7 protein-coding genes and 1 pseudogene are annotated in these 12,522 nt (G+C 62.9%); 5 read left to right on the top strand and 3 right to left on the bottom strand.

The annotated features are described in order from the left end of the window. The 3 genes and pseudogenes from QW845_RS27685 to QW845_RS27675 form a co-directional block, all read left to right on the top strand. Positions 1 to 288 (top strand): annotated as a pseudogene (locus QW845_RS27685) (hypothetical protein); the annotation flags it as partial. A gap of 147 nt (positions 289 to 435) precedes the next feature. Further along, positions 436 to 1,392 (top strand): hypothetical protein, encoded by a 957-nt coding sequence (locus QW845_RS27680; protein WP_315804681.1) that lies wholly within the window; start codon positions 436 to 438, stop codon positions 1,390 to 1,392. Positions 1,393 to 1,411: 19 nt separating this feature from the next. Further along, on the top strand, positions 1,412 to 2,179 hold the full coding sequence (locus QW845_RS27675; protein ID WP_315804680.1) for a hypothetical protein: 768 nt from the start codon (positions 1,412 to 1,414) through the stop codon (positions 2,177 to 2,179). A gap of 151 nt (positions 2,180 to 2,330) precedes the next feature. Here the strand turns inward: QW845_RS27675 and QW845_RS27670 are convergent, their stop codons facing one another. The 3 genes from QW845_RS27670 to QW845_RS34195 form a co-directional block, all read right to left on the bottom strand. Then, on the bottom strand, positions 2,331 to 2,534 hold the full coding sequence (locus tag QW845_RS27670; RefSeq protein WP_315804679.1) for a hypothetical protein: 204 nt from the start codon (positions 2,532 to 2,534) through the stop codon (positions 2,331 to 2,333). A 331-nt stretch (positions 2,535 to 2,865) separates the two neighbouring features. After that, positions 2,866 to 3,111 carry a transposase gene (locus QW845_RS34200; RefSeq protein ID WP_409997974.1) on the bottom strand — a complete coding sequence of 82 codons (246 nt, stop codon included), beginning with the start codon at positions 3,109 to 3,111 and terminating at the stop codon, positions 2,866 to 2,868. 199 nt (positions 3,112 to 3,310) lie between these two features. After that, positions 3,311 to 3,865 carry a hypothetical protein gene (locus tag QW845_RS34195; RefSeq protein ID WP_409997973.1) on the bottom strand — a complete coding sequence of 185 codons (555 nt, stop codon included), beginning with the start codon at positions 3,863 to 3,865 and terminating at the stop codon, positions 3,311 to 3,313. A 225-nt stretch (positions 3,866 to 4,090) separates the two neighbouring features. Here QW845_RS34195 and QW845_RS27660 point away from each other — a divergent pair, with 225 nt between their 5' ends. Both QW845_RS27660 and QW845_RS27655 read left to right on the top strand, forming a co-directional pair. Then, a complete protein-coding gene (locus QW845_RS27660) occupies positions 4,091 to 6,871 on the top strand; it encodes an FG-GAP-like repeat-containing protein (protein ID WP_315804678.1) in 2,781 nt (926 codons plus the stop codon). A 63-nt stretch (positions 6,872 to 6,934) separates the two neighbouring features. Continuing rightward, positions 6,935 to 12,424 carry an RHS repeat-associated core domain-containing protein gene (locus QW845_RS27655; RefSeq protein WP_315804677.1) on the top strand — a complete coding sequence of 1,830 codons (5,490 nt, stop codon included), beginning with the start codon at positions 6,935 to 6,937 and terminating at the stop codon, positions 12,422 to 12,424. The last annotated feature ends 98 nt before the right edge of the window (positions 12,425 to 12,522 follow it).

Below are 12,522 nucleotides of genomic sequence, written 5' to 3'. Positions count from 1 at the left end.
GGTCCGGCGAGCGGCCCCGCTCCGCAAGCCGTCTCCCTGGCAGGACACGACACCTTCGTCTTCGCCGAGCATTTCGGTCAGGTCAGCGTTACCGATTTCCATCCGGGCAGCGACACGATCGTCGTCGGCCACAACATCTTCGCGAGTCAGGCAGAGCTGTTGGCGTCGATTCACGACGATGCGGCCGGCAACGCCGTGATCACCGACGCCGCGCACGACACGATCACCGTCCAGCACGTCACGACGGCGGACCTGCTGAGCCATTTGTCCAGCTTCCACCTGATCTGATCGGCGCGTCAGCGGTCCTCGGGACGGGCTGACGGGGAGCAAATCCCCTGCAGTGCCCGCTCCGATCTCTGCCCATGTCCGAGCTGCCCCAGCGCAGGCTGGCTTGGGACCCCGGGAAATAGCCGCTCCCCCAAATACGATCAATAGTTGATTGCGACCGGACGGATCGAACAATGGCGTATGGCCCGAGCGGCCTTTCTTCGATACCATTTTATACAAAATCTGGCGGCATCACTGCCCGATGCTTCAATTCCATCACGCCTGTCCGGCCTCGAGGACAGGATCACCATCGTGGCATGCATGTTTTACGAATCTGGCCGTACCGAAGACATTCCTGACCGCTGGCGTGAAGCCGCCCAGTCCCTCATTTTCGATCCTGTTGCTGGCGGGCGTCACGAGTTGCATGTGCAGCAGCCTGCTGCGGACGCTGCAGACGAATCCAAGCCGGCCTCCGCCGTCGCGCAGACCCAGCATGGCCCGGCCGAGCAGATCGATCTCGGGGCCGTAGCATCGATCGCCGTTGCTCCGAACGAAACCAGCGGTTTTCTCGCGCATGTCGACAAGACAATGGTGTTCGCACAGCTGTTCGATGTGAGCGCGCGGGCGCAGGCGGCGGCAGAGCAAACGGCTGGGACGGTGATCGCCGGCTCGACCTGGCGAGTCACCGAGACGTCCTTCCATCCGGCCCCAGCGGTTGCGGGCAGCGTCTCCGTCGAACCGGCGCATGCCGGGCAGAGCACCGGCGCGAGCGGATTCGTCCTATCGATCAGCGTCGCGATGTGGTCGGGCGCCAGCGCATCGCTGCAGACATGGTCGTTCAGCAGCCTCGGAAAGCCGGCGGCGGCGCACGCCGGACCGAGCGGAGAGCCCGCGCCCTCGCTCCACCACGCCGTGACGGAAGCCATCGCCTCGGCGGTCAGTGCACAAGGCGCGACCAGCGCCCAAGTCGTTCAGGCGCTCGGCGGCAATTCCACGGGCGTGACGGTATGTCAGCAACGCGATCGGCGCCGTTTCGGGCGGGTCGGCGGCGCTCGAGACGCTGGAAGCCAGCTTCCACCAGGATCTCAACGGCGACGGCACGATCGGCATTCGGGCTTCGAATAGCGCGGTAACGGCGACCGCGGTGACCGCCAACACGTCGGGCGGCGCCAACCTGATGCTCGCCGCCCCCTCCTTCAGCGGCAATCTTGTCGCCCTTGGCAGCACTGCGGCCCAAATCGACCTCCAGAAAATCGTCTTCGCGTCGCTGCAGACGCATTTCGACGAGGTGAGTGGCGTGCTGTCGCCAAGTGACGGGACGAGCAGCTCATCCCTGCAATTCGTCGGTCCGCTGTCGCAGGATAACTTCCAATTCGCCGGGGATGGCCTAGGCGGTAGTTTGAATTCCGGCGCGGCGGCGCAAGCGGCCGGCGTGATGTCTGAGCCGGTATCGCTGCAGGGCCACGACACATTCGTGTTCGCCGCGCATTTCGGTCAAGTGAGAATCGACGACTTCGCCCTTGGAGCCGACAAGGTCGTGTTCACCCAGAGCCTATTCGCCGACCAGTCGGCGTTGCAGGCAGCGATCCATGACGATACGGCGGGCAACGCCGTCATCACCGATGCGGCCACTGGACGCGATCATCGTCAAGCATGTGTCGACCGCCGAGCTGCTGTCGCATCTATCGAGCTTCCACATCGTCTGACTGTGAAGCTTGTCCAGAAGTTCGTCTCCGTCGACCAAACTTTGAGCTCCGTGACCGCCGCCTCTAAGAAGTCGGCCAATACGCGCATTATGAGGAGAATGGCGACCGGCTCCCGCTGCTCTCGACTCAACGCGCGAATTGCGCGGCCACTGGTCCCGCCGCTCTCAATTGTGATGTTGATTCTCGATAATGGTTGCGTGCCTTAGACCATGCGAGATGTGGAAACGAAGTCACGGGTTGAGCTACCAAGGCACCGGCAGACGAGGGCGGCGGGGCGGATGCCTTCGACCTGCGACGAACGGACCACATCTCGGCCTGCCCAAGGGAGTGAATTCATAGAGAGCGTTTCAGTCTGCTTCACGCCAGCGCTACACATTCGATACAGACGCTCTTACGCACACCAAAGCCCAGCAGATTCGGAGCAATCTTGTGGCTCAGTTCGGAGGTGCCGTTCGGGAAATGCCGCCGGGCCTCTGGAAGGTCATCACGTCCTCTGTTGCCATGGGGCGCGATGCCGGTTGGCAACCCGTCATGATGCTCGCAATGGATCCCCTGCTGCACGGAGGACCACCAGGATCTTTGTCGGCCGCCAATTTGGCCAGCGCGAAGAAGGCCAAGCAAAGAAGAAACAGCCCCAACATTAAAGACAATCGACGTAGAATCGGCACTCCGTTACCCCTCCCGCGTACCATCTGCGATGGCACGGAAGCCGCATTGCAGCCAGTCCTCTGTGGTTAGTCCTGGGGATTTAGCCAATTGGTGTGGCCAGTGTGCCGCAGTCTCGGCGCCAAAAAGTGGCGATGCGCTGTTGCTCTCGTTAAAGTGGTGGCTTGTCCGCCAAGCTAGGAAGTCTGTGTAGAGTGGTGCGTCGGTCTCGGCGGAAGGAATCATATCAGTGTCTTGCACCATCTGGGTGTTGGGGTCGTTCCGGGGGAATGCCGCGGCAATGAGCGCCGAGAATGCGTAGCCGTCCGCTCTTGCCGGCAGGTGCCAGGACATTGCGCATCGAATGGATCCGGCCGCGTTGCCAGATGGCGCTCAGGACCACGGCAACGGAGGCCTTGATGCCTTCATGCGAGTCGGAGATCAGCAGCTTGACCGCCGGCCCGCGCCGCGCGAGCCTGCGCGGGATATCCATGCCAAGAACCTCGCGGCGGCCGTCGCCTTCACTGCAATCGTAACGATAGCCTCCACTGAGGTGAGTTGGGCGTTCTGGCGCACTTTCACGCAACGTATGTTCGCGTAGGTAGCGTCGATCCACAGGTAGAGCCCGTCACCCTCGATAGGACGACCGAGGACCGCGCTCACCGTGTCGTCGATCCAGCCGCAGAGCCGGCTCACCCGGCTCCTGGAGATTCTGCCCATGCCATCGCCCCCCACGCCAGATCCTCGGCCGAGCGAGTGGGGACGCCCTGCACATAGGCCTTCTGGATCAAGGGAGTTGCGCCTTCTCCGCCATCCGCCGCCGCTTGCGAAAGCCTGGGAAGTAGCTCGCCCTGCGTAGCTTGGAGATACGCAGTTCGACCGCACCGGCTCGCGCCTCCAAGTCCGGTCGCGACAGCCACTCTGATGTGCCAGCCGCAGGGCGCTCTTCTCGCCAAAATGGCTCTGGTCAGTCCTGCGACCTCCATCAACATCAATGGCGAGTTGGCGACGCCGATCATCTGGGCAAGATGATCGCCGGTTACGATCAATTGCATCAATTGCTGCGCGCGCAGCGGCATTCCCATCTTTGACCCTGGGATGAGTGAGATGACCTCCGCAGAAAACCAAAACCAACGAACGACGGAAAGCAGCCGAAATTCCTCTCGCACCCGAACTAACCGCTCGATGCACGCGACAGGAGAAGTTTGGTGGAATTGCTGAAGCGGGTTGTATTCGTCGTTTGTCATCACCTTATGTTGTGAATAAGTTCCAATGCCCGTTGATCGTCAGACGCGAATGGCATCTGCTATATTTCGAATTGTGAAGATGCTGCGGGGGCAGGGATGTTTGGGAATTCGACTCGGGCCAGTCGAGAAAATGGCGCGCGTGGGTTGGTAGGACGAGCAGCGCGCGTCGGACTGAGCGCCGCTTTTTTTTGTATGTCTTTTACTACTTTAAGTAGTGCTGGAACGATGACGCTCCCCGGCCAGTTTTCTGTTGGCCAGATGGGTGCCGCGACCTATTCGCTTCCGATTGCCATTCCGCCTGGCTCCGCCGGTATGGTGCCGTCGCTGACGCTCGACTACAGCAGCCAGGGGGGCAACGGCGTGCTGGGTGTCGGTTGGTCGTTGGGCGGGCTGCCATCGATCGGCCGATGTCAGCGGACGGTAGCGCAGGACGGTGTGCTCGGTGGTGTCAATTTCGATGGCAATGATCGTTTCTGCCTCGAAGGGCAGCGGTTGATCCTGGTGAGCGGCGCCTATGGTGCCGACGGCGCCGAATATCGCACCGAGATCGATGCCTATTCCAAGATCGTATCGCGCGGCATAGCCGGTAGCGGCCCGGCTTGGTTCGAGGTGCGCACGAAGGCTGGGCAGATCATGGAGTTCGGTCGAACGGCCGACTCGCAGGTTCTGGCTCAGGGGAAAACCACCGCGCGCGCGTGGGGCGTCAACAAGGTCAGCGACACAAAGGGCAACTATTTCTCGGTCACTTATACGACGGACACGACGACGGGGCAGTCGGTCCCGAGCGGCATCGTCTACACCGGCAATGCGGCGGCGGGAGCCTCGCCCTACAACTCAATCGGATTCGTCTATTCGTCGCGTCCCGACGTCATTCAACATTACCAGGCCGGTTCGTTGGTCCGAACGGCTGTCCGGCTGACCAACATCAGGACGTTCTCGGATGCGGCCTTGGTGTCCGACTATCAGCTTTCCTATCAGCAGAGCCCGACCAGCAATGTGTCGGAAATCGCATCCATCAATGTCTGTGGCGGATCGGGCGGCTGCCTGCCGCCGACCATGTTCCAATGGGCGAATGGCGGAGGAGCGTCATTCTCCGGAGCCGTGACGACGCTCCCGAATGGCTTGTCATTCACTCCTCCGTCCGGCTCCAGCACGTCTGGCGGCGGATTTCTTTCCAATCTGGGGCCGCTGTTTCTGGGCATGCTGAGCGTGCCGGTTTCGGCTGATTTCAATGGCGACGGGAAGAACGATTTCGTCATGCTGTTGGGATCGAACGTGTACGGATTCCTTGGGAATGGTGACGGCAGCTTCACCAACGTGAATTCGATAGCGCCGAATGGCTGGAACTTCGGTCTGTCCAAGACCTTCATGAACATCAGCGGCGACTTCAACGGCGACGGAAAGACCGACTTTGCGATGCTGGGCGGCGCCAATCTATACGTCTTCCTGAGCAACGGAGACGGGCAGTTCAGCGGCGTAACGTTCCCTTGCCCGAACGGTTGGAATTTCGGCACGGCGCCGGCGGACAACTTCATTCCGATCGGAGGTGACTTCAATTCGGACGGTCGTAGCGATTTCGCGATGATGGCTGGTCAGTACCTCTACATGTTCCTGAGCAACGGAGACGGGACATTCGTGGGGCGCACGGTGCAGACGCCTGGATGGGACTTCGGCGTTCCGTCCTCGGCCGGCTACACGCCAGTCACGGGTGACTTCAACGGCGACGGGAAGACGGACTTGATGGTCCTCGGCGGTCTTGCTGCTGCCGGTCCAGGCGCGGCGACGAGCACGGCCGGGAAGATTGCCTATCTGATGCTCGGCAATGGCGATGGATCTTTCACATACAGCTCGTGGCAACTGCCGGGCGGGTGGAGTTTCGGAATAACCAGCAGCACGAACTTTACGCCGATCGGGGGCGATTTCAACGGCGATGGCAAGACCGACCTGATCATGCTGCAAGGGCCCTGGCTCTACGAAATGCAGAGCCGTGGAGACGGTACGTTCGACTACAGCTCGATCCATATCTCCAACGGCTGGGATTTCGGTGCTCAACCGAGTGCGAACTTCATGGCGTTCTCGAGCGATTTCAACGCGGACGGGAAGACCGACTTTGCGCTCATCGGCGGCAACAGTCCCTATATCTATCAGTTCATGAGCAATGGTGACGGCACATTTGGCTATCGTACACTCGGAATGCCCTACGGATTCAATTTCGGTGCTCCGCCCGCCAAGAATTTCTGGCCCCAACTCGGTGATTTCAACGGCGATGGTCGGCTGGAATTCGCCATGGTTGCCGGCACCAACGTCTATAGCGTCAGGGCCGACGGGGCGGCTGGCGATGTCATCAGCACGATCACAAGCGGTCTCGGAGCGACGGTCAGCATCAGCTATACTCCGCTGACAGACACGACTGTTTACGCCAAGGATACGACCAGCGCCTATCCGGTTCAGGACCTGCAGATCCCATTCTATGTCGTGTCGCGGGTCGACGCATCCAATGGTGTCGGCGGCACATCGAGTTCGACGTATACTTATACAGGCGCCAAGATCGATCTGACCGGGCGCGGGTTGCTCGGGTTCCGTCAGGTGACGGTCAGAGATGCTCAGACCGGAATTGCGGATACGACGACCTATCGGCAGGACTTTCCTTACATCGGCATGGTCGCTTCGGCTGCTCGCACGCTCGGCGCGCAGACCCTGGGCCAATCGACGAACACGTATCGCTTCATCAATGCGAGCGATGGAGCGACGATCTCGCCGTCAAGCGCGCCGTATCGTGTGTTTCTGACGCAGGGCGTGTCCAGCAGCACTGACCTCGATGGATCGGCAGTGCCGACCGTGACGACATCAAATCAGTACGATTCGTTTGGCAATGCCACGCGCGTGACGGTCTCGACGTCCGATGGGTTCAGCAAGACCACGTCCAACATCTACGCCAATGATACGTCCTATTGGTATCTCGGGCGTCTGACGCGCGCGACCGTCACGAGCCAGCGGCCACAATAGCCGGCCGCTGCCTCTCATCAGATCTCACATCTTCTGCTGCTTTGGTTGGTTAAGGAATTGACCATGTTCAATGCCGTGTCTCCGCGCGCCTTGCGCTCCCGTGCACCGCTCCGGCTGTCAGCTGCGGCGCTGGCGTTCTTGATCGGCGCTGGTGCTCCGTCGCTCGCCAGCGCTGCGCAGATCTTCCTCACCAATGGATCGACCTGGACGGTCCCGAGTGACTGGAACAGCTCGAACAACACCATCGAGGTCATCGGAGGGGGCGGCGGCGGCGCCGGCTCGAACTCTTCGACGGAAGGAGCTGGCGGTGGCGGCGGCGGTGGCTATTCGAAGATATCGAACCTCCCGCTTCAGCCAGGCGCGGCGATCACCTACCGCGTTGGCTCCGGCGGCGCGGGAGGCGGCGCGACGGCTGCCGGTGCGAGCGGCGGCGACACCTATTTCAACGGCTCCGGAGCGACCTGTCAGGCGCAATCGGTGTGCGCAAAGGGCGGCAATGCCGGTCAGCCCAGCAGTGGATTGAATGCCGCAGCCGGCGGTGCCGGCGGCGCGTTGGCGAGCGGCATAGGTGCCGTCAGATATTCCGGCGGAGCGGGCGGCAACTCGGGCGCGAGCAGCAATGGCGGCGGCGGTGGTGGCGGTGCGGCGGGGCCGCTCGGGCATGGTGGCAACGGCGGTTCCAGCGGCCAGAACGGCTCGGGTGCGGGCGGTGGCGGCAACGGTGGCGGCACGAGCGGAATCGGCGCGGGTGTCGGCGGCAACAACAACTCCGGAGCGGGAGGAGGAACGGCTGGCTCCATCGGCATCGCTGGCGGCAATGGCAGCGGCGGCGGTGGCGGTGGCGCGGGCTATTGGAATGCCAGCGCCTGGGTCAACAATGCAGGTGGCAGCGGCAGCACCGGGACGGAATGGGACGCCAACCACGGCTCTGGCGGCGGCGGCGGCAGCGGCGCTGGCGGCGGCGGTGGCGCGGGAGCGGCGAACGGCTCGGCGGGTCTCTATGGTGCGGGTGGCCCCGGCGGCTCCGGCAACAGCACTGCCGGAGCGCCTGGTGCATCGGGCATCATCGTCATCAACTATACGCCGGTGCCGCCGCCGCCTTCATCGGCCACGCGGATCTACTTGACCAGCGGCTCGAGCTGGACGGTTCCGGCGGACTGGAATAGCGGGAACAATACCGTCGAGGTCATCGGCGGCGGCGGCGGCGGTGCTGGTTCGAATGCATCGTCGGAAGGAGCCGGCGGCGGCGGCGGTGGCGGCTACGCCAAGATCTCCAACCTCTCGCTTCAATCCGGATCGAGCGTCAGCTACCGAATCGGCGCAGGTGGCGTTGGTGGCAGTGCCGCCAATGTCGGTGCGAGCGGTGGTGATACCTACTTCAATGGCACCGGGACGGCCTGCTTGTGGCAGTCGGTCTGTGCCAGCGGCGGCGCCGGAGGCGGCGTGAGCAGCGGGCTCAATCCGGCTGGTGGCGGTGCGGGTGGTGCAGCGGGCAACGGCGTCGGTACCGTCAGATACTCAGGTGGCGCTGGCGGAGGAACGGGAGCCAGCAGCAACGGCGGGGGAGGCGGCGGCGGTGCGGCTGGCCCGAACGGCAATGGCGGCAATGGCGGCTCCAGCGGCGCGAACGGCTCGGGCGCCGGCGGCGGCGGCAATGGCGGCGGATCGAGCGGAGCTGGCGCCGGTGCGGGCGGCAACAACTTTGTTGGAACTGGAGGCGGCAGCGCGGGCGCGCTGCGCGTTCCCGGCGGCGTCGGCAGCAATGGCGGCGGCGGCGGTGCAGGCTTTTGGGATGGTGTCATCGCGTTCGTCAACAATGCAGGCGGCAGTGGCAGCAGCGGCTCCGAGTGGGATGCGACGCATGGTTCGGGTGGCGGCGGAGGCAGCGGCGGCGGCGGCGGGGGCGGCCCAGGCGCATCCAACGGCGCCGCGGGTCTCTACGGCGCAGGTGGTCCGGGCGGCTCCGGCGTCAGCACAGCTGGTACGACCGGTGCGCCGGGCATCATCGTCATCACCTACACACCGGCGACGGGCGGAGGAGGATCGACGCCGGTCTCCGATATCTACACCATCACCCGCACATCCTCGTTCGCCTACGACTCCGCCTCGGGTCTCCTGACCCAGGAAGTCGTCGAGCCGGATACGCCGACGCTGCGGCTGCAGACCGACTATGTCTACAATGCGTTCGGCCAGAAGCAGTCGGTCACCGTCAGCGGCGCCGACATTGTCTCGCGTTCGAGCACGACCAGCTATGACGCGCGCGGGCAGTTCGCGACGTCCAACAGCAACGCACTAGGGCAGAGCGAGACGCTGCAATATGACGGCCGCTTCGGCCAGCCGGTCAGCCGCACCGGCCCGAACGGCCTGACCACGACGTGGAGCTATGACGAGTTCGGCCGCAAAACGCAGGAGACGCGCTCGGACGGCACGCAGACGCGCTGGGCCTACCAATTCTGCAGCGGCGTGAACGGCGGCAGCGCGAGCTGTCTGTCGGGCGCGAGTTATCTGGTGCAGGAAACGCCTTACGCCGCCGACGGCGCCACCGTGAACGGCCCCGTCACGACCGTGTTCTTCGACACGCTGGAGCGCGAGATCGGCCGCCGCACCCAGGGGTTCGACGGCAGCACGGTGCAGGCGACCAAAAGTTATGACGCGCTCGGGCGCGTCGCGCAGACCAGCCGGCCGTACTTCCTGACCGGCGGCACGCCGCAATACACGACGTTCAGCCATGACGTGCTGGGACGCGTGGTCTCGTCGACCCAGCCGGACGGCAGCGTGGCGCAGACCGCCTATCACGGCCTGACCGTCGTCGAGACCAACGCGCTGAACCAGACGCGCACGGTCACCAAGAACAGCCAGGGCCAGGTGGTCTCGGTCACCGATACGCTCGGCAAGACCATGACCTATGCCTATGATGCGGTCGGCAATCTGGTGCAGACCACGGATGCCCTGGGCAATATTGTCAGCGCGACCTATGATCTCAGGGGCCGCAAGATCGCGAGCAGCGATCCCGATCTCGGCAACTGGACCTACAGCTACAACACGCTGGGGCAGCTGGTCACCCAGACCGACGCCAAGGGCCAGACGGTCAGTCTGAGCTATGACAAGCTTGGCCGCATGGTGCAGCGGGTCGAGCCGGACATGACCTCGGTCTGGGCCTATGACACCGCGGCCAACGGCATCGGCAAGCTGGCCTCGAGCGGTATCACCTCCGGCTCGGGCAACGGCTTTGCCCGCAGCTTCAGCTATGACAGCCTCGGCCGTCCGCAGCAGGTCGCGACCACGATCGATGGCGCCACCTACACGATGGGTGCGACCTATGACGCCAACAGCCGGCTGATCAAGGTCAGCTACCCCTCCGGCTTCACCGCGCGCTACGGCTACAACAGCCTCGGCTTCGCCAACCAGCTGCAGGACGACGCCACCAGCCAGGCCTTCTGGACCGCGAATACGATGGATGCCGACGGGCATCTGACGCAGCAGACGGCTGGCAACGGTCTCGTTACGACGCGCGGCTTCGACCCGCTGACGGGGCGGCTGACCAGCGTCGCCACCGGCACCGGCAGCGCCGTGCAGAACCTGAGCTTCGGCTACGACCGGCTCGGCAATCTGACCTCGCGCAGTGACGCCAACACCAATGTCAGCGAAAGCTTCAGTTACGACGGGCTGAACCGGCTGACGACGTCGACGACCAGCCTCAACCCGACGCCGCTGGTGAAGACCTATTCCTACAGCGCGATCGGCAACATCCTGTCGAAGTCGGATGTCGGCACCTACGTCTATCCGGCGGCCGGAGCGCCGTTGCCGCACGCCGTCATGAGCGTCGCCGGCGGCAGCATCAATGCGACCTTCACCTACGACGCCAACGGCAACCAGACCTCCGGCCTCGGCCGCAGCATCGTCTATACCTCCTACAACAAGCCGGCGAGCATCACGCAAGGCACGCGGACGATCTCCTTCGTCGACGACACCGAGCACCAGCGCTTCAAGCAGGTGACGCCGGAAGGCACGACGCTCTACATTGCCGGCTTCGGCGTGATGGCCGAGGTGCAGAACTCCGGCACGACGACGCAGAAATGGACCGACTATCTCTCGGTCGGCAATGCCAAGGTCGGCATGCGCGTCACCCAGACCGCCGCCAGCGGCGCCACGCTGACGATGCGCTACTTCCACACCGACCATCTCGGCTCGATCGTGGCGCTCACCGACGAGAACGGTCTGCTGCAGCAGCGCCTGTCGTATGACGCCTGGGGCAAGCGCCGCAACGTCGACGGCACCGACGACGTCGCCGGCAGCACCACCAGCCAGACGACGCGCGGCTTCACCGGCCAGGAGGAGCTCTCGGTCGCCGGCCTCGTGCACCTGAACGGCCGGGTTTACGATCCGCTGCTGGCGCGTTTCACCAGCGCCGATCCAACGGTGACCGAGCCGCTCAATCCGCAGGGATGGAACCGGTACTCGTATGTCGGCAACGACCCGCTGACGTTCACCGATCCGAACGGATTCAACTGGTTCTCCAATTTCTTCGGCGGCATCTTCAACTGGATTGCTAAACCGATTCAGCGGCTGTTCCAGCAGGTCCCGATCCTGGCGAGCATCGTGCAGCTGGCTGCCACAATTGGGCTGACACCGTTCATTGGGCCATTTGCGGCGGCAGGTGTGGCTGCGGCCTTCGTTACGGGATTGCAGGGCGGTAGTCTCAGTCAGGCGCTGAGAGCGGGTGCAATAGCAGCAGCAACGGCGTTTGCTTTCGCGGTCGTCGGAGGCGCAACTGACGCCCTTGCCGCTGGTAACATGGATAAGTTCTCCATAGTGGGGCCACACACGCAGCCAGCTTTTGGGACTCCCGAGTACGCATTCAATGTTGCCGGTCATGCACTGGTCGGCTGTGGATCCTCTGTTGCTTCCGGCGGAGACTGCAAATCTGGTGCTCTATCGGGGGGAGTGAGTGCCGCATTCGGTCCGGTAGTTAACAGGCTGAACGGGGTTGCCGCGCTTACAGCCAATGCTGTCATCGGCGGCGCCGCGTCTGTCGCGGGAGGCGGAAAATTCGCAAACGGCGCGGTGACTGGTGCATTTGGCTACCTGTTCAATGCAGAGGGAGGGCGAATAGCTGGAGGACTGATCGCAGGTTCGATTGCTATGGTAGTGTTTGCCGAGACCGGACCAGCAGATCCTGCCCTAGTATATATTGCGCGCGCACTCGGGGGCGCCATAGGAGACGCCTATCAAGACTGGGTAGACTCGGTAAGGGGACCATACAGCAATCTTAAGGACTCCAGACCTGTTGATTACTTTGGAGAGTTTACTGCGGCACAAAAGGATGCGATCATTCGAGAGAACATGAGCCGAAATGGGGGCGTAGTGCGTTCAGACATCTCTGGTCAGGTCTTAAGTCAGCCACTTAAGAGCCAGAGCGGGATGGTGCCGGATCCGAACGAGTGGCAAATCGACCATATATTCCCACGGAGTTTCGGGGGAACCAATAGTTACAGTAATGCGCAAGTTATATCGCGTGCAGAAAATCGTGCCAAATCCAACATTCTTCCGTAGGACGCAATGAAAAGCCCAATACCGGATCCGCGCTCATTGTGGGAAGGAGCAGTGCTAGCATCAATCGCGCATGCAGTCTTTGTTGCGAGAGCGCCATA

This window comes from Bradyrhizobium sp. SZCCHNS3002 (genome assembly GCF_032377435.1).
Lineage (GTDB): Bacteria > Pseudomonadota > Alphaproteobacteria > Rhizobiales > Xanthobacteraceae > Bradyrhizobium.
Note: the sequence above shows the minus strand (reverse complement) of the source record. Positions and strands in the feature narration are given on the sequence as shown.

What these genes read in the sequence shown, in the direction of transcription:
- QW845_RS34200 (WP_409997974.1), bottom strand. Translation starts at nt 3,111, where the DNA reads ATGGATATCCCGCGCAGGCTCGCGCGGCGCGGGCCGGCGGTCAAGCTG.
- QW845_RS34195 (WP_409997973.1), bottom strand. Translation starts at nt 3,865, where the DNA reads ATGACAAACGACGAATACAACCCGCTTCAGCAATTCCACCAAACTTCT.
- QW845_RS27660 (WP_315804678.1), top strand. Translation starts at nt 4,091, where the DNA reads ATGACGCTCCCCGGCCAGTTTTCTGTTGGCCAGATGGGTGCCGCGACC.
- QW845_RS27655 (WP_315804677.1), top strand. Translation starts at nt 6,935, where the DNA reads ATGTTCAATGCCGTGTCTCCGCGCGCCTTGCGCTCCCGTGCACCGCTC.